This window comes from Pseudomonas sivasensis, from assembly GCF_013778505.1.
Lineage (GTDB): Bacteria > Pseudomonadota > Gammaproteobacteria > Pseudomonadales > Pseudomonadaceae > Aquipseudomonas > Aquipseudomonas sivasensis.
Genome location: NZ_JAAOWU010000008.1, coordinates 81,908 through 98,795 on the forward strand (window position 1 = coordinate 81,908; position 16,888 = coordinate 98,795).

Consider the following 16,888-nt stretch of genomic DNA (forward strand, 5'->3'; position numbering starts at 1 on the left):
ACCTTAAAACCGATAACAATTGAGCGGTAGACGGCTAAAACACCCTAGAGCGTCCTACTGATGGAACGGAGTACCAGTGCCCCACCATAAAAAACGCGTTAATGATAATGACTCGTAGTAATATCCGCCCTCTCCCGCTCAACCTCCCGAGGGCTGCAATGCCGTTTGCCCCTGCGCCTGTCGCACCGCGCGTGCTGGTGGTGGATGACCACCGCAAAATCCGCGAACCCTTGGCCACTTACCTGCGTCGCCACACCTTCGATGTGCGCACCGCCGAAGACGCGGCAGGCATGTGGCAATTGCTCAAGACCCAGGCGTTCGACGTCGTAGTGCTCGACGTGCTGCTGCCGGATGGCGATGGTTTCGAGCTGTGCAACCAGTTGCATCGGCGCAGCAATACCCCCGTGATTCTGTTGACCGCCCGCGATACCGCCGCCGACCGCATCCGCGGCCTGGACCTCGGCGCGGACGATTACGTGACCAAGCCCTTCGAACCCCGCGAACTGGTCGCACGCATCAACAGTGTGCTGCGCCGCCAAGGCCGCAACACCGGGCCGGCCGCGCCCAGCGGAGGCCCACAGGCTTACCGGTTCGCTGGCTGGCAGTTCAGCGTGAGCAGCGCCACGTTGTGCCGCGACGCCAGCCCGGCAATCCAGCTCAGTACAGCGGAAAGCCGTTTGCTGCAGGTGTTCCTTGCCCACCCCAATACGTTGCTGCCCCGCGAACGTTTGATCGACCTCACCGCTGCCGCCGACAGCGACGTCAGCGACCGCGCCATCGACCGCCAGGTCAGCCGCCTGCGCCGCAAGTTGGCCCACGGCGATGCCACGCCGGACCTGCTGCGCACTATCTGGGGCGGCGGCTATCTGTTGGCGGCCGAGGTCAGTGAATGCGCGCCCTGAACAGGCTGTGGCCGCGCACCCTGGCGCGGCAATTGAGCCTGTTGTTGCTGCTGGCCTTGCTCGCATCCAACGGCATCGCGATGTTGTTTTTGCAACGCACCGGCAGCCTGATCCACCCACTGTCGCGCAGTTTCAGCCTGGAGCGCCTGGGGATTGCCCACCACACGGCAATCGACCTGACGCCCACTGAAACCGAGCACCTGCTGGCCGGGATGAGCCACGACGACACGCGCTTCTGGATTGCACCGACGCCCGAAGTGGCGCCGTTTGAACTGCGCCCGGAGGAGCAGAGACTGGCCAGTGAGCTGCGTCGCCAATTGCACCTGGATGACGCGGCCGCCATCGGCATGCAGTTGGAACGCATCAGCGGTGCCGACGCCCGCACCCATGTGTTCAGTCCCGCCGGCTGGGCGCCGTTGCGCTTGCGCAGCAGCGTGCCACTGCCGAACGGTACCTATCTGAATGCCGTGCAATACCCCGCCGGCGCCTATGAATGGGGCCGCGTTCTGGCCTACAGCCTGCCGGTGACAACGCTGCCAGTGCTGCTGATCGTGATGTTTTTCATTGCCCGCGTGGTGCGCCCGATCAAAACCCTGGCCCAGGCCACGGAGCGCGTCAGCCGTGGTGAATGGATCGCTCCGCTGCCGGAAATCGGCCCACAGGAAGCCCGCGACCTCACTGCCGCTTTCAACACCATGCAGGCCAATCTTGCCCGGCATGTCGAAGGCCGTACGCGGATGCTTGCAGCGGTCAGCCACGACCTGAACACGCCGATCACCGAACTGCGCCTGCAAGTGGAATTGCTGGAGCCCGGCGACGCCCGGGATGACATGCTCGAAAGCCTCGCGCAATTGAGTGCGATGGTGCGTGAAACCCTGAATTTCGTGCGCGATGACGCGGTCCAGGAAGCGACCGCCACGATGTCGATGAGCGGCCTGCTGGATGACCTGGCCAAGCGTTATCAGCGCATGCGGCAACCTGTCAGTTGGGCGGGTGCGCCACACCTGATGCTGACCTGCCGGCCTCTGGCGCTCAAGCGCGCGTTAACCAACGTGATCGACAACGCCCTGCACCACGCTGGGGATGCCCACCTGAGCTTGATCCAAGAAGATAACGGCTGGCTGCGCATCGAGGTGCTCGACCACGGCCAAGGCTTGCCCGAGGCCTGGCTGGACAAAGTCTTCGAACCCTTTGTGCAACGCGGCGTCAGTGACGGTGGCGTGGGGTTGGGCCTGGCGATTGCACGTTCGTGCATCCAGGCCCATGGCGGCGAACTGGTATTGCAGAATCGCCCACCGGCCGGCCTGTGCGCGGTGGTGCGATTGCCGGCGGCACTTTAGAAGTTGAGCGTGGCCCCCATCCACAGCGTACGACCGTAGTTCACCGTGCCGTAGGTTTCATCGTCCAAACGCTTGTCGGTGAGGTTGTTGAGGGAGGCGTTGAGGGTCAGCGAGTCGCTCACGTCGTAGGAGCCGCCCAGGTCGGCGGTGGTGTAGCCCGGTGCGGGTTCGTCGGTGATGGTGTTGCCGGTTTCTTCGCCGTAGTAACTCAGCGACGCCCAGGCCTGGGTGCGGTCGTTGATGCTCCACTCGGTGCGCACATTGGCTTTCTGCTTCGGCGTGAGAGCCAATGGTGCACCTTTGTTGGCGCCGCTTTTCTGCTCGGAATCGGTGTAGGTGTAGTTGGCCTTGAGCAGCACGCTGGCGTTGATATCCCATTGGCCGTTGAGCTCGACGCCCTGGATGATCGCTTTGTCGACGTTGACCCGTTCCATGATGGTGTAGCCGTTCCAGCGCTGGTCGGTGGTGACGGTAGAGAGCTTGTCCTGGAAGTCGTTGTAGAACAGCGTCACGCCGCCCGACAGGTCATCGCGGTTGCTCCACAGCGCAGAGACTTCGTAGTTGGTGCTGGTTTCGGGCTTGAGGTCCGGGTTGCCGAACATCACGAAGCGGTTGCGGCGCAGGTAAGCGTAATCCTCGACCACGGCACGCAGTTCCGGCGCCTTGAAGCCACGGGCGATGCCGCCCTTAAGGGTCCACTGATCGGTGGCGCGCCACACGCTGTAGATCCGCGGGCTCAGGTGCGCGCCGTACTCTTCGTGCTCATCCAGACGCAGGCCGGTGGTCAAGGCGAAGCTGTCGGTGACTGACCATTCGTTTTCGGCGAACAGGGCTTTTTGCACCACCGAGAATTTATAGTCGACGCGGTCACCCAGGCCCTGGTTCCAGTCGGTCAGCTCGCTTTCGTTCCATTGCACGCCCACGGTGCTGACGTTATGGGCGGTGGGCACCACCAGTTTGGCGTCGAATACGGTGTTCTTGATTTCGGGTTTGCGCCCGTAGATATCGGTCTGGGCCGGGGTGGCCTTGCCTTCGCGGGTCGAGGTTTCCTGGGACAGGGCGATGTCCGAGGTTGCCCAGCCCCAGCGGCCTTGATGGGACAAGGACCAGTGATCGCGGTTGTTTTCCTGCTCGCGAGTGGCCCAGTTGGCGCTCATGCCGTCGCCGTTCTTCAGGCGCGTGGCACCCGCTTCCAGCAGGATGTCGTGGTCAATATTAGGAGTGAAAGCCAGGCGCGCGGTGAGGTCGCGGTGGTCGGCCTTGCTGAAGCCATTGGTCTGTTCGATGTCATCGTCGGCCTGGCGATCGAGGTAACGGCCCCACACCTGCAAGCCAAGGAAATCTTCCTTGAGCGGGCCGCTGAGGTAGAACTGCGTCTGGCGCGCATTGCCCTGGTCGCTGTGCTGGCGGGCCGAGTAGTCATAGCCGATGGAACCACCCCAGGTCGGTGAAACCTTGCGGGTGATCACGTTGATCACACCGCCGATCGCATCCGAGCCGTACAGCGACGACATCGGGCCCCGCACCACTTCGATCCGCTCGATGGCGGCGGCTGGCGGTACAAAGCTCTGTTCATAGCCACTGTTGCCGTTGACCCGTGACTCCCGCGCGCTCTGGCGTTTGCCGTCGACCATGATCAAGGTGTAATCGGCCGGCATGCCACGGATGGAGATGTCGGTTTCATTCGCCCCACCGTTGACCGTCACGCCCTCCACATCCCGCACCGCGTCGCCGAGGTCGCGGTAGGACTTGCGGCGCAATTCCTCGCCGTCGATCACCGTCACCGAGGCCGGCGCATCCTCCACACTCTGGGCATAACCGGCGGCCGTCACCACCACGTCGTTGAGTTCCAGGGCAACAGGTTCGTCGGCATGGGCGCTGAAGCTGCTGGCGACCAGCAGAGCCAGGGGCGTAACGCGAAAGGCAGGAAGCATGGGCGTAGACCTTAGGATTAGACTCAAAAGAGAATCGTAATCATCTAGCCCCGATTAAATTGGACAAAGTGTGACAGCTCAAGCCACCGGCACCAGTGCCACACGCCGTTCACGCAGTAGATGAAACGCCACAAACGCCATCACCGCAAAACCCGCCTGGATCATGATCATCGGTAAGGCACTGCCGTCGCGCAGTTGGCTCAGCAGCAGGCCACTGCAGGTGGCGCCGAACATCTGCGCAAAGCCCATCAGGCCTGCCGCCAACCCGGCTCGGTGCGCGTTGGGCATCACCCCGCCCGTGACCGCGCCGGGCAACACCAGCCCGCCGCCGAGCGTCGCCAGGGCAATGGGAATATCCAACCCCAACACCGACAAGCCGAACAGCCCGTAAATCACCGCCGCCAATACCCCGCCGAGGGCTACCAGCGTTACCCCCATCGCCACAATCCGCTGCGCCCCCAGGCGTAGGATATTGCGCCGGGTGTAGGTGGACCCGACGATCAGCATCGAGACGATCACGCCAAAATTGATGCCGTACTCCAGGCTGCTCAAGCCGAGCAGGTTGATAAACACCGCAGATGATCCGGCAATCACCGCGAACATCGCGCCGTAAGTGCACGCCAACGCCACGGCGAATGCGCGGTATGGGCGGCCCTTGAGCAAATCCAGGTACTGCCCGCCGAGGGTGCGCCAGTGGCCGGCCTTGGGGTCGAGGTAAGGGTTGCTTTCGCGAAAGAACAGCAGCACCAGCAGCAACACCACACTGCCGATCACCAGCGCCAGTAGGATCGGCGCACGCCAGCCCACCACGTTGATCAGCAGTCCGCCGACCATTGGCGCGACGACGATCGCGTAGAGCATGCCGATCATCGTCAGCGCCAGGGCCGGCCCCGCTTCGACCTTCCACACATCGCGCACCACCGTGCGCGCCAACACCAGCGCCGCACAGGCGCCGAGGCCTTGCAGCACGCGGGCGGCGATAAATTGATGCATGTCGCTGACCAGCAGCATCGACATAGTCGCCATCACATACAGCACTAACCCGCCGATCAATACCGGACGCCGGCCGATGCGGTCCGACAATGGCCCAAACAGTAATTGCCCCAGTCCAAACGCTGCGACAAAGGCAGACAGCGCCATCAGTGCCGACCCCGGCGGCGCCACCAGCGCCTGCTCAATGGCGCCGAGACCGGGGATGATTAATTGGGTCGAGACTTCGCCGAGTGCCGTTAAGGCCACCAGTAGCAACAGCAAGCTTCGCGACGGAACCGAGGCATTCGACATGGGGATTATCCGGGGCTGGCTTAATTTATATTTCGACCATAATATGCGTAAAAAATTATGTCCATAATTTTTTGCCCACTGGTCAGCCCCTGGAGCCCGACATGAACCCTCTTCCCCTGCGTCTTTTCTCGCCCCTGGCTTTGCTGATAATCCTCAGCGGCTGTAACAGCCAGGCCGACACCGCCGCCCAAGCGCCCCAACCGCGCCCGGTACTCGTCGCCAAGGTCGAAGCTGCCGGCACGCAACAAAGCGCCTACACCGGTGTGGTCGCGGCGCGTACGGAAAGCGACTTGGGCTTTCGCGTCAGTGGCAAGGTGATCGAGCGCAAGGTCGATCCCGGCCAGCATGTCTCTCGTGGCGACACCTTATTGGTACTGGATATCGGCGACTTCGAATTGGCCCTGCGCTCGGCCAAGAACCGCGTGAATGCCGCCCAGGCACAACTGCGTCAGCGCCGCGATGATGCCAACCGCTATGAACGCCTGGCGAGTACCGGTGCTGTGTCGCGGCAGATTTTCGACCAATCGGCGACCAACCTGCGCGTCGCCGAAGCGGAATTGGCCTCGGCTCAATCCGACGCCAGCCAAATCGAGAACCGCCGCACTTATTCAGTGCTCAAGGCCGACGGCGACGGCATCATCACCGACGTACGCGTCGACCGCGGCCAAGTGGTCGCCGAAGGGCAGATCGTCGCGCGGCTGGCCCGTGATGGCGCCCGCGAAGCCATCGTTAACCTGCCGGAAAACCAGCGCGACCTGGCCTCGCAAAAAGCTCTGGCCTTCCCGTTCGGCGCCCCTGACCAGGCGGTAGCGGCCACGCTGCGCGAACTCTCCGCCAGTGCCGATCCCGTCACTCGTACGTACCGCGCGCGCTATGTGCTGCACGGCGCCGTCGACCGCTTCGCCCTCGGCTCAACCATCACCGTGCGCCTTCAAGGTAACGGCCAGATGCAACAGACCCGCGTGCCCATTGGTGCGCTGCACGATACAGGGCAAGGCACCGGGGTGTGGGTGGTCGGCGCCGATAACACAGTCGCCTTTGCCCCCGTCAACGTCGCCAGCCTCGGCCAGGAAGATGCCCTGCTCAACAGCGGCGTGAACCCGGACACCGTCATCGTCGCCCTCGGCGCCCACCTGCTGCACAGCGGGGATGCGGTGCGCCTGCTGCCCGCCCAGGCGCTGGCCCTCAACCGCAAACAGGACCAATGAGCATGCGCGGCATCAACCTCTCTGAACTAGCGGTCAAGCACCGTGCGGTCACGCTGTTCCTGATCATTGCGATCCTTGCCGCCGGCATTTTCTCGTTCGGCAAACTGGGGCGAGCCGAAGACCCATCCTTCACCGTCAAGGTGATGACCATCACGGCCGCCTGGCCCGGCGCCACTGCCCAGGAAATGCAGGAGCAAGTCGCCGACCGCCTGGAAAAACGCCTGCAGGAGTTGGATTACTACGACCGCGTCGAGACCATCGCCCAGCCAGGTTTTGTGTCGATGCGCATGACATTCCTCGAATCCACCCGCCCCGGCGAGATTCAGGACTTGTTCTACCAGACCCGCAAAAAGCTCAGCGATGAAGCGTCGAGGCTGCCCAAGGGAGTGATCGGGCCGTTTTTCAACGATGAATATTCCGATGTGTACTTTGCGCTGTACGCCCTGGAGGCCGAACACCTGCCCCATCGCCAGCAGGTGCAAATGGCTGAAGAGCTGCGCCAGGGTTTCCTCAATCTGCCGGGGGTGAAGAAGGTCAATATCCTCGGCGAGCAGGCCCAGCGGATTTTCGTCGAGTTTTCCTATGAGCGCCTCGCGACCCTGGGCATCAAGCCCGACCAGATCTTCGCCGCCCTCGCTGCGCAAAACGCTGTGGCGCCGTCGGGCTTTGTGGAAACCGCCGGTGCCCGCGCCTATATCCGTATCGACGGTGCCTTCGACAGCCTGGCGCTGATTGAAAACGTGCCCCTGGAAGTCAACGGCCGACTGCTGCGCATTGCCGATGTGGCGACCGTCAACCGAGGTTATGAAGACCCGCCCAGCTACCGTATCCGCCATCAGGGCGACCCGGCGCTGATGCTCGGTGTGATCATGGAGAAACACTGGAACGGCCTGGAACTGGACAAGCGCCTCAAGGACCAGGAAGCCCGGATCCAGGCAGACCTGCCACTGGGCGTGAACTTCGCCAAGGTCTCCGACCAGGCGAAAAACATCAGCCTGGCGGTGAATGAATTCATGCTGAAATTCTTCGTCGCCCTGGCAGTGGTGATGATCATCAGCCTGTTGGCCTTGGGCTTTCGCGTGGGCCTGGTGGTGGCGGCGGCGGTGCCACTGACGTTGTCCGTGGTGTTCGTGATCATGCTGGTCACTGGGCGTGAGTTCGACCGCATCACCCTCGGCGCGCTGATTATCTCCCTCGGCCTGCTGGTGGACGACGCGATCATCGCCATCGAGATGATGGTGGTGAAACTGGAAGAAGGGTTTGACCGCATCCACGCCGCCACTTACGCCTGGAGCTCCACCGCCGCGCCGATGCTGACCGGCACACTGGTGACCATCATCGGCTTTCTGCCGGTAGGATTTGCGCGCTCGGCCGCCGGGGAATACGCCGGCAATATCTTTTGGATCGTCGGCTTCGCGCTGATTTCATCGTGGCTGGTGGCGGTGGTGTTCACCCCGTACCTGGGCGTCAAGCTATTGCCGAACATCAAACCGGTGCCCGGTGGCCACGACGCCATCTATGCCGGGCGCTACTACCAGAAACTGCGTGCGGTAGTGGAGCTCTGCGTGCGCAGGCGCTGGTTGGTGACCGGGCTGGTGGTGACGGCGTTTGTGCTGTGCGGGCTGGGCATGGGGGTGGTGAAGAAGCAGTTCTTCCCCAACTCCGACCGATCCGAGCTGATTCTGGAGGTGTACATGCCGCCCGGCAGCGCCTTCAAAAGCACTGAGGCAGTCGCGGCGCAACTGGAAAAAGCGCTGATGCAAGAACCCCAGACGAGCATGGTCGACACCTACGTGGGCGGCGGCGCGCCACGGTTTTTCCTGTCGCTGAACCCTGAATTGCCCGATCCGGCCTTCGCCAAACTGATCGTGCAGACCCCTGACTCCCACGCACGCGATGCCCTCAAACTGCGCATGCGTGAGCGTATCGCGGCAGGCGAATTCCCTGCGGCGCGGGTGCGCGTCACGCAATTGCTGTTCGGTCCACCGGTGCCCTTCCCGGTGGTATTCCGTGTGTCCGGCCCGAATCTGGAAGTGCTGCGCGGCTTGTCAGAAGACGTGCGCAAAGTCGTCGCCGCTAACCCGTTGACCAAGGACGCCTTCCTCGATTGGGGCGAGCGCACCAGCGGTTATCGCCTGGTACTCGATCAAGACCGCCTGCGCCTGCTGGGCTTCACGCCCAACGAGGTCAAGTCCCAGCTCAACGCCCTGCTCAGCGGCAACCCGATCACCGAGGTGCGTGAAGGCAACCGCACCGTGTCCGTGGTGGCCCGCGCCCAGGGCAACCAACGCGAGAACCTCGGCAACCTCAACAACATGACCCTGACCAACAGTGCCGGCACCTCAGTGCCGCTGGCCCAGGTCGGGCATTTCCAAGCGGTGATGGAAGAGCCGATCCTCAAGCGCCGTAACCGAGCGACCACCGTGGAAGTGCGCGCCGACATCATCGACGGCGTGCAACCGCCCGACGTCGAAATGGCGGTCTACAAAGACCTGCAACCGCTGATCGCCAAGCTGCCAGCCGGCTATCAACTCAACATCGGCGGACCGGTGGAAGAAAGCGCCAAGGCCAACGTCGCCCTGGCCGCACTGTTTCCGATCATGATCCTGCTGACCCTCACAGTGATCATGTTCCAGGTGCGCTCCTTCGGCGTGATGTTCATGGTCTTCGCCACCGCGCCCTTGGGCTTGATCGGGGCTGTGCCGACGCTGCTGCTGTTCAATCAGCCGTTCGGGTTCAACGCGATATTGGGGCTGATCGGCATTGGCGGCATTCTGATGCGCAACACATTGATCTTCACCGACCAGATTCGCCAGAACCAGGAACACGGCATGGCGATTCGCGAAGCCATCGTCGAAGCCACGGTGCGACGTGCCAGGCCCGTGATCTTGACCGCACTGGCCGCGGCGCTGGCGTTCATTCCGCTGACGTTGTCGGTGTTCTGGTCATCCCTGGCCTACGTGCTGATCGGCGGAGTGCTGGTGGGCACCGTGTTGACGCTGCTGTTTTTACCGGCGCTATGCAGTTTGGTGCTGGGGCGGCAGAAGATAAAAGCTGTCGAAACTTCCCACGCAAGCGCCGGATAAGCGCTACTCCCCGCTGCGGAAAACGCCTGCAAAGTCCCTCGCCTGAATACACAGTGCGAGGGATTGCACATGGTTTTTTTCGTTAACGCCCTGATTATTGCGACGGCTCCTTCAAGGGATACACACTATTGAACCCCCAGAGGGAACACCCATGAAGTCACGTGAAATAACCATTATCAATAACGGTATACGTGAATGCGCAGTCGTCGAATACGCGGGAGGAAAGCCAACGCTTAGTCTATTGCTGAGTAATGGCGAACGGAAAACGTACACCGCATTAGACCTGTTCGAGAGCTTTGGCTTATTGAGAGCAGACTTGAAAGATATTAGATTTTTGTGCAAAGGCGCAAAAATCAATGTTCACACGTCTGGAATGTCTTCACAGATGTCGAATGGTCTTGTTGCCTACGAGATGACTATGGGAAACCCTGATGGTGAACTCGTCAGTATTTTTGCTTATGAGGAAAGCGACCTCACCAACGATATTCAGGAGCAACGCGATTTCTGCCAGCGCTGGTCCGATTCAATTAGAGACTAAAAGCCCCAATCCCTGTGGTGAGCAGGCTTGCCCTGCGCAGGGCAAGCCTGCTCACCACAGAGGTTCACTCATTAAAATGAACCCTGTGCGTGGAAGTCCGAGCTTGAGGGAGGTGGTTACTTCAGTTCCGGGGTCAGATTATTCGCGCAAACCCGTATCAGGTTTTTCTCGATCTGCTCAAACAAAAAAAAGCTGTTTATCATAAAATATGACCCTGAAGATATTTCGGACGTAACACCTTTTAAGTACGGCGGAAGTTATTTAGGGCATTAAGTACCCAACCCAAACAGGAAATAAAATGGGCGCGCAAGTGATAAAGGTAGTCATCGGCGAGCAGAAATTGGAGGTCACGGTAAGATACGACCTCGACAAACGGGTAATGACATTTTCTGAAGCCGATAACTTTAATAAGGTTTACCGTGAAAAAGATATTTATGCTTGCTTTGCTAAACTCAGAACAGATTTCCCTCATATCGTATTTCTCTGCAAGGGCGCAAAGATAAACGTTATGCCATCGAGGATGGCGTCTCAAATGAGTGCCGGGCTTGTCGCCTATGAAATGACACTGGGCAAACAGGCATCTCGTGAAGACATCGTTCATATATTCGACTATGAGGAAAACAATCTTACGAACAACCCAAAAGAGCAAATCGATTTTTTTAAAATGTGGTTGGCGTCCTTAAATTCGCAAGACTATGAAAAATTCAACTGAGCGTTTTTCCATCTGGCCACTCACATTTCAGGTGTCGCAGCCACTCTCTGGTGAGCAGGGGTTCACCGATCAAAATGAACCCCGTACCGGGTCAAATCACCGCTTCGCCAACTCCATAATCATCCGACTCAACAAGTAAACCCGAGGCGCCACGCTCTCCACCTCCGCGTACTCGTCCGCCGTATGGATATTGCCTCCCACAATCCCAAACCCATCCAACGTCGGCGTCCCTACCCCGGCTGACAAACTCGCGTCCGCCGCGCCGCCGCTGCCCTCAATCGTCAGCTTCTTACCCAACTCCCCATAAATCCCCTGGGCAATCGCTACCAGCTTGTCCGACTCCGCCGTCTGCGGCATCGGCGGCAGGCCGCGTTTGAGGGTGGTGGTCACTTCGGTTTCCGGGATCAGTTTGTTCGCGGAAACCCGCACCAGGTCTTTCTCGATCCGATCAAACTCTTCCGGCAATGCTGCGCGGACATCTGCCTTGGCGGTGGCTTGGTCAGGAATCACGTTGGTGCGGTCGCCAGCCTTGATTACGGTGAAGTTGATGGTGGTTTTCTTTTCTTCATCACCGAGCTTGCCCAGTTGCAGGATCTGGTGCGCGGCTTCCATGGCGGCGTTGCGGCCCAGTTCGGGGGCGACGCCGGCGTGGGCGGCTTTACCTTTGACTTCGACCACCGCGGTGGCGCTGCCTTTGCGCCACACCACCAGGCCGTCGGCGGGGCGGCCGGGTTCCAGGTTCAGCGTGACGTCGTGGGCCTTGGCGGTGTTGCGAATCAGCTCGGAGGCGATGTCGGAGCCGGTTTCTTCGCTGGCGTCGAGGAGGAAAGTGATGCGCTCGTAGTCTTTAAAGCCCTGATTCTCCAGGACTTTGAGCGCGTAGATGCCGGCGACGATGCCGCCCTTGTCATCCATCACGCCGGGGCCATAGGCGCGACCGTCTTTGATATGAAACGGGCGCTCGGCCGCGGAGCCTTCCTTGAACACAGTGTCCATGTGGGCCATCAGCAGAATCTTCGCTTTGCCGGTGCCTTTGAGGGTCGCGATCACATGGCTACTGTTGGCGGCGGCATCCGGTATGCGTTCGATGTTGAAGCCCAACTGCTTCAACTCATCCACGGCAATGTCGCTGACCTGGGTCAGGCCCGGTCCGTAGCCGGAGCCCGAGTCGATATTCACCAGGCGCTCCAGCAGTTTCAGGGCCTCGGCCTTGTACTGTTCGGCATCCGCCTGGATCTGTTTGTGGGGTTCGGCGCTGTAGGCCGGAAGTGCGAAGGACAAGGCCAGCGTGGCGGCCAGGAGGGTACGGGGGAAGGCGAAGCGCATAGACCGATCCTTGTTTTTTGTTGAGGTGCAGCCACCCTACCCCACTAAACGGAGCGCAACCAACTCCCGTGCACCGCGCTGACACGGTTGCGCCCGCTGCTCTTGGCTTCATACAGGGCCTGGTCGGCATCGTTGAGCCAGCCGGTGGAGTCGACATGTTCCGGTTGATACCGCGACAGGCCGATGCTCAAGCTGGCACGCAGAGTTGGGTCCTGGGCGTACGCCAAGGCATTGAAGCGGTCACGCAAGGCATCCATCACTTCGGTGGCATGGTTGAGCGGCATTCCCGGCAGGATCACGCAGAACTCATCGCCGCCATAGCGTCCGGCCAGATCGGTGGCGCGCAGGTTCTGGCGCAGTATTTTGCTGAGTTGGCGCAGGACGATATCGCCCGTGACGTGGCCGTAAGTATCGTTAATGGTCTTGAAGTGGTCGATGTCGATCAACGCAATCGCGGCGCCCTGCTGCTCGCGACGGCAGCGTTGGAACTCGATTTCAAGATGATCTTTCCAAGCGCCGTGGTTGAGCAGACCGGTCAGGCTGTCGGTGCGACTCAGGGCGAGTAATTCACGTTTGTGCTGCGACAGATTCACGGCCTGGCGGTAGCAGATCCAGCCAAGCGCCAGGGGATAGAGCATCAAAATCGGCAAGCATGCATAGACTTGAGCTTGGGTGGTCGTGGCTACAAAGGCCGGCGCGAAGATCAGCAACGAGGTGCCGATGCCAAGCGCTTGCGCCACCCACCCCGCCAACATAAGGCGCGGGCCGCCGAGGGCGACATTGTTCATGGTCATCATCGACAGCGTGGTTATGCTGGGCAGTGGGTTGAAGTGCATGGCCCCAACCCAGAACCCGCCGCAGAACGAATCGAACAACACGTTGCGGTGTTCACTGCGCAGCATGTTGGCGGTTCGTAGAGACAGTCGGTACGCCAGATGGGGCCAGACGACGGCGTTAATCAGCATCCACGCCCATACCCACGCAGAGGGGTTAAGTGGATACATGCCAAACACCACACACACTAAACCGAGCGTCAGCCCCAACGTGCGGGATTTATACAAGCGGGTAGCAAGCGGAAGTCCCTTTCCTCCGGCGGCTGGCATGGTTGGGTGTCATCCTGGATGAATGCCTGGAGTCTATCAGGGCGCCAGTAATTCGCCACTACCACTCATAAGCTCATTCCAGGGCGCAAATGCACGAGCCAAAGCGCTTAGTGAGAAAAGCCCCGGGCCAGCATCAACGCCACACCCAGCAGCAACACCGCCGTGACCCGCTGCAACAACACGCGGCGCTTGGGGTTTTCCAAGACGTGCTTGATGCGTTGGCCGAAGTAGCAATACAGACAGCCACTGGCAAATTGCAGCATCAGGAACGTCGCGCCGAGGATCGCGATATCCGCCGCCGAACTGTGCTCCCCTGCCCCGGCAAACTGCGGGAACACAGCGCTGAACATGATGATGGTCTTGGGGTTGGAAAACCCGGTCAGCAGCCCTTTGCCGAACAGGCTGCGTGAGCCCTCCACGGCGCCGGCCTTGCCGATCGCCACACCGCTGCTGGTCCACTGCTTGTAGGCCAGGTAGAGAATGTAGGCCACACCGACAAACTGGATGGTCTGGGTAATGGCAAGGTTGCCCTTGATCAGCTCCGAGAAGCCCACGGCAAAAATCAGGATCGAAATCAGGTAAGACACGCTGGCGCCGATCTGCGCCGGGATCGAGCTGCGCAAACCGTCCTTCAAGCCCAGGCTCAGCAGCAACAGGGTCATGGGGCCAGGGCTGAAAGTCATGGTGGCGCAGAACAGCAGGAAATAGAGAAACGAAGACAGCGTTAACGCAGTGGTCATGGGCCAGGGCCTTGAGTAGGTAGAAACGAAAGCCGTGGGACGGGCACACCGGCGCCCGCCCCGGTATCCATCAGGCGACAGCGATCTCGGTGGTCAGGGATTCGCGGTACATCACCGCCAGCTCACCAAGGGCGGCCTTTGCGGTCTGGTTGCGGGTTTCGAAGGCCACCAGGCCTTTCCAGTTGGTTTCGACAATGGCCTGCACCACGTCGGCGTAATCGCAGTTGCCGTCATGAATACCAAAGTGCTGGTCCTGCACACCATTGTTATTGCTGAAGGAAATACCCTTGATCAGGTGGTGATACTTACGCACCACCTCGGCCGGCAGACCGTTTTCGATATTGGCGTGGCCCGCATCGAGGAAGAAGTACACGTTGGGGTGGGCCTGCAGACGCTCGAACACAAAGGCGTATTCGGCTTCATGGGTGAAGATGTAGTGGAACGGCCGGTAATTGACGTAGTTCGACAGGTTCTCAAGGTAGATGTCCACGCCCTTGGACTCGGCGTAACGCGCCAGTTCCTGGACCGACTTGAGGTAGTGCTCCAGGGCGACTTTCTTGGCCATCAGCACCATCTTCGGCTCGACGATGCAGCCACCGTGGATGATCAGCGGCGCGCCCAGGCGGCTGGCAATATCAACTTCTTTCTTCACGTATTCGACGGCCGCCATGCGAAAGGCGTCCACATCACTGCCCAGCGGCGCCTTGAAATTGCCGTGGTACACCGGTTTCACACCAGTGGCCGCGATCTGCTCCTGCAGGCTGGCGATGCGCTCATCGGTCCAGTCATCGACCATTTCGCCGAACAGGCTGCCATCGATATACCAGTGGGTGCACCCGCCTTCGATGGCCGTGTCCAGGCCCTTCTCGGCGGCCAGGTATTTCTGGTGGGCCACACCGGTACAGAACGGCACGGTGGCGTTAATCAGTTTGTTTTCCATGAAGCGATTCCTTTCGTGATGGAGCGTTACAGTTCAATGGCCATGAAATCGGCCTTGGTCACGCCGCAATCCGGGCATGTCCAGTCTTCCGGCACCTCTTCCCAAGGGGTACCGGCCGGGATTCCGTCTTCAGGAATGCCCAATTCTTCTACGTACATAAATCCGCAGGGCGCACACATATAAGTCTTCATGAGAATGCGAAATCCATGGTTCGCTGGTAGGAAAGTTCGCCAATTCCGGGCGAGATGGCGCGCAGTCTAGGGGAGCGGCATTGCACAAGGCAGGTGAAGTGATGCCTAATCCGGCCTAACTTCACCGGTAAAATCACCAGCAAACACAAGGAAGGTTTATGTTTGTATCCGCCATCGCCTTTGTGGACGGCACGCCGAAGGTGCAGCAGATCGTCGAGGCGTTCAGCCAAGCCATCGAAAACGGCGAATGGGCGCCCGGCAGCAAATTACCGTCGGTGCGCGAGCTGACCCAGACCCTGGGCGTCAGCAAGTTCACCCTCAATGAAGCTTTGGACCGCCTGCGCGGGCGCCACCTGCTCACCTCCAGCCAGGGCCGTGGCTACTTCGTGGCGATGGACAGCGCGCGCCCGGCCTCGGTGGCGTGGGTCGACCTGCTGCCCCAGGACCTGCTCAGCGTGTTGCGTCGCCCGTTGGTCACCGCAAGCGGCGAACTGCGCCCTGGCGGCGGCCACCTGCCGGAAGAATGGTTGGACGCCGATGCTATCCGCCAGGCCATGCGCAGCGTGGTGCGCGCGCCGTCGCTGCGCATCGCCGGGCTGGGCACACCGGCCGGACTACTGCCGTTGCGCCAAGCCCTGCAACAGAAGCTGCACGGCGAAGGTTTGTCGGTGCCGGTGGAGCAGATCATCACCACCCCCAACACCGTGCAGGGCCTGGACATGCTGATGCGCCTGCTCGCCCGTCCCGGCGACACGGTGCTGCTCGACGCGCCGTGCTACTTCAACTTTCACGCCAACCTGGCGTTGCATGGGGTCAAGGTGGTGACGATCCAGCGCCGTCCCGATGGTTTCGATTTCGTCGTCCTCGAACAGCTATTGGCCGAACACCGCCCCAGCCTGTACCTGACCACCAGCGTGCTGCATAACCCGACAGGTCACTCCTTCAGTCCCAGCCAAGCGTTTCGGCTGTTGCAACTGACCCAGCAGTATCACTGCCATATCGTCGAGGATGACCTCTACGGCGACCTGCACCCCAACCCGCCACCGCGCCTGGCTGCCGTCGCCGGCCTGGAGCAAGTCACCTATCTATCGGGTTTCTCGAAGATTCTGAGCGCCAACACCCGCGTCAGTTTTGTGGTGGCCGCACCGCAACTGGCGGCCAACCTGACCAATATGAAGTTAATGAGCGGCGGCGTGACTTCGGAGCTGTTCGAGCAGATCGTCTACCGCATGCTCAGCGAAGGCAGCTACGCCAAGCACCGCAAGCGCATGGTCCAGCGCTTGATGGAAGCCGGTGGCCGCGTCGAGCAATGGCTCAAGCGTTGCGGGTGTGAATTGCCGATGGCGTATGAAGGCGGGATGTTTATCTGGGCGCGGCTGCCGCCGGGGGTCAACGGCGAGCTGTTGGCTCAGGAGGCCTTGAAACGCAGCATGGTGCTGGCGCCGGGCGCGCTGTTTGGCTACGACCCGGCCCATCGCGATTCGATGCGTTTCAACGTGGCCCACAGCGATGAGCCACGGGTGCAAAGGGTGTTTGAAGCGCTGTTGCGCCAGAGTATCGGGCAGGATCACGCCCCTGCCTGAA

The 16,888-nt window shown here is 60.7% G+C and carries 14 protein-coding genes; 7 read left to right on the forward strand and 7 right to left on the reverse strand.

The genetic code is table 11. The annotated features are described in order from the left end of the window. The first annotated feature begins 158 nt into the window (after positions 1-158). Together G9Q84_RS15430 and G9Q84_RS15435 are read left to right on the forward strand one after the other, a co-directional pair. Positions 159-902: a response regulator gene (locus G9Q84_RS15430; RefSeq protein WP_032891113.1), complete on the forward strand. Its 744-nt coding sequence runs from the start codon at positions 159-161 to the stop codon at positions 900-902. 20 nt (positions 903-922) lie between these two features. After that, positions 923-2,242, forward strand: coding sequence for an ATP-binding protein (locus G9Q84_RS15435; RefSeq protein WP_032891494.1), 1,320 nt, complete (start codon positions 923-925; stop codon positions 2,240-2,242). Here the strand turns inward: G9Q84_RS15435 and G9Q84_RS15440 are convergent. Beyond that, a complete protein-coding gene (locus G9Q84_RS15440; RefSeq protein ID WP_122681667.1) occupies positions 2,239-4,176 on the reverse strand; it encodes a TonB-dependent receptor domain-containing protein in 1,938 nt (645 codons plus the stop codon). The two genes, G9Q84_RS15435 and G9Q84_RS15440, sit on opposite strands and share 4 nt — an antisense overlap. A 78-nt stretch (positions 4,177-4,254) precedes the next feature. Then, positions 4,255-5,460 (reverse strand): MFS transporter, encoded by a 1,206-nt coding sequence (locus G9Q84_RS15445; protein WP_032891111.1) that lies wholly within the window; start codon positions 5,458-5,460, stop codon positions 4,255-4,257. 101 nt (positions 5,461-5,561) lie between these two features. Between G9Q84_RS15445 and G9Q84_RS15450 the strand changes: the two genes are divergently transcribed. From G9Q84_RS15450 to G9Q84_RS15465, 4 genes are all read left to right on the forward strand, one after another. Further along, positions 5,562-6,668, forward strand: coding sequence for an efflux RND transporter periplasmic adaptor subunit (locus G9Q84_RS15450; RefSeq protein ID WP_181643647.1), 1,107 nt, complete (start codon positions 5,562-5,564; stop codon positions 6,666-6,668). A gap of 2 nt (positions 6,669-6,670) precedes the next feature. Further along, on the forward strand, positions 6,671-9,754 hold the full coding sequence (locus G9Q84_RS15455) for an efflux RND transporter permease subunit (RefSeq protein WP_181643648.1): 3,084 nt from the start codon (positions 6,671-6,673) through the stop codon (positions 9,752-9,754). Positions 9,755-9,905: 151 nt separating this feature from the next. After that, complete coding sequence (locus G9Q84_RS15460; RefSeq protein ID WP_181643649.1) at positions 9,906-10,292, forward strand: hypothetical protein; 387 nt, start codon at positions 9,906-9,908, stop codon at positions 10,290-10,292. A 298-nt stretch (positions 10,293-10,590) separates the two neighbouring features. Further along, entirely contained in the window at positions 10,591-11,004 is a 414-nt protein-coding gene (locus G9Q84_RS15465) for a hypothetical protein (protein ID WP_181643650.1), read from the forward strand. A gap of 96 nt (positions 11,005-11,100) precedes the next feature. On the opposite strand, the gene G9Q84_RS15470 is transcribed toward G9Q84_RS15465, so the two are convergent. The 5 genes from G9Q84_RS15470 to G9Q84_RS15490 form a co-directional block, all read right to left on the reverse strand. Then, on the reverse strand, positions 11,101-12,330 hold the full coding sequence (locus G9Q84_RS15470; RefSeq protein WP_181643651.1) for a M20/M25/M40 family metallo-hydrolase: 1,230 nt from the start codon (positions 12,328-12,330) through the stop codon (positions 11,101-11,103). Positions 12,331-12,374: 44 nt separating this feature from the next. After that, complete coding sequence (locus tag G9Q84_RS15475) at positions 12,375-13,433, reverse strand: diguanylate cyclase (protein WP_099602819.1); 1,059 nt, start codon at positions 13,431-13,433, stop codon at positions 12,375-12,377. A 107-nt stretch (positions 13,434-13,540) separates the two neighbouring features. Then, positions 13,541-14,173, reverse strand: coding sequence for a LysE family translocator (locus G9Q84_RS15480; protein ID WP_032891099.1), 633 nt, complete (start codon positions 14,171-14,173; stop codon positions 13,541-13,543). A 70-nt stretch (positions 14,174-14,243) separates the two neighbouring features. After that, a complete protein-coding gene (locus G9Q84_RS15485; RefSeq protein ID WP_181643652.1) occupies positions 14,244-15,113 on the reverse strand; it encodes a sugar phosphate isomerase/epimerase family protein in 870 nt (289 codons plus the stop codon). Positions 15,114-15,139: 26 nt separating this feature from the next. Beyond that, positions 15,140-15,304: a rubredoxin gene (locus tag G9Q84_RS15490; protein WP_016968943.1), complete on the reverse strand. Its 165-nt coding sequence runs from the start codon at positions 15,302-15,304 to the stop codon at positions 15,140-15,142. A gap of 158 nt (positions 15,305-15,462) precedes the next feature. Between G9Q84_RS15490 and G9Q84_RS15495 the strand changes: the two genes are divergently transcribed. Beyond that, positions 15,463-16,887, forward strand: coding sequence for an aminotransferase-like domain-containing protein (locus tag G9Q84_RS15495; protein WP_181643653.1), 1,425 nt, complete (start codon positions 15,463-15,465; stop codon positions 16,885-16,887). The last annotated feature ends 1 nt before the right edge of the window (position 16,888 follow it).

Coding starts and splice junctions, on each gene's coding strand:
- G9Q84_RS15460 (WP_181643649.1), top strand. CDS start 9,906: ATGAAGTCACGTGAAATAACCATTATCAATAACGGTATACGTGAATGC.
- G9Q84_RS15475 (WP_099602819.1), bottom strand. CDS start 13,433: ATGCCAGCCGCCGGAGGAAAGGGACTTCCGCTTGCTACCCGCTTGTAT.
- G9Q84_RS15495 (WP_181643653.1), top strand. CDS start 15,463: ATGTTTGTATCCGCCATCGCCTTTGTGGACGGCACGCCGAAGGTGCAG.
- G9Q84_RS15480 (WP_032891099.1), bottom strand. CDS start 14,173: ATGACCACTGCGTTAACGCTGTCTTCGTTTCTCTATTTCCTGCTGTTC.
- G9Q84_RS15455 (WP_181643648.1), top strand. CDS start 6,671: ATGCGCGGCATCAACCTCTCTGAACTAGCGGTCAAGCACCGTGCGGTC.
- G9Q84_RS15465 (WP_181643650.1), top strand. CDS start 10,591: ATGGGCGCGCAAGTGATAAAGGTAGTCATCGGCGAGCAGAAATTGGAG.
- G9Q84_RS15470 (WP_181643651.1), bottom strand. CDS start 12,330: ATGCGCTTCGCCTTCCCCCGTACCCTCCTGGCCGCCACGCTGGCCTTG.
- G9Q84_RS15450 (WP_181643647.1), top strand. CDS start 5,562: ATGAACCCTCTTCCCCTGCGTCTTTTCTCGCCCCTGGCTTTGCTGATA.
- G9Q84_RS15485 (WP_181643652.1), bottom strand. CDS start 15,113: ATGGAAAACAAACTGATTAACGCCACCGTGCCGTTCTGTACCGGTGTG.
- G9Q84_RS15440 (WP_122681667.1), bottom strand. CDS start 4,176: ATGCTTCCTGCCTTTCGCGTTACGCCCCTGGCTCTGCTGGTCGCCAGC.
- G9Q84_RS15490 (WP_016968943.1), bottom strand. CDS start 15,304: ATGAAGACTTATATGTGTGCGCCCTGCGGATTTATGTACGTAGAAGAA.
- G9Q84_RS15445 (WP_032891111.1), bottom strand. CDS start 5,460: ATGTCGAATGCCTCGGTTCCGTCGCGAAGCTTGCTGTTGCTACTGGTG.
- G9Q84_RS15430 (WP_032891113.1), top strand. CDS start 159: ATGCCGTTTGCCCCTGCGCCTGTCGCACCGCGCGTGCTGGTGGTGGAT.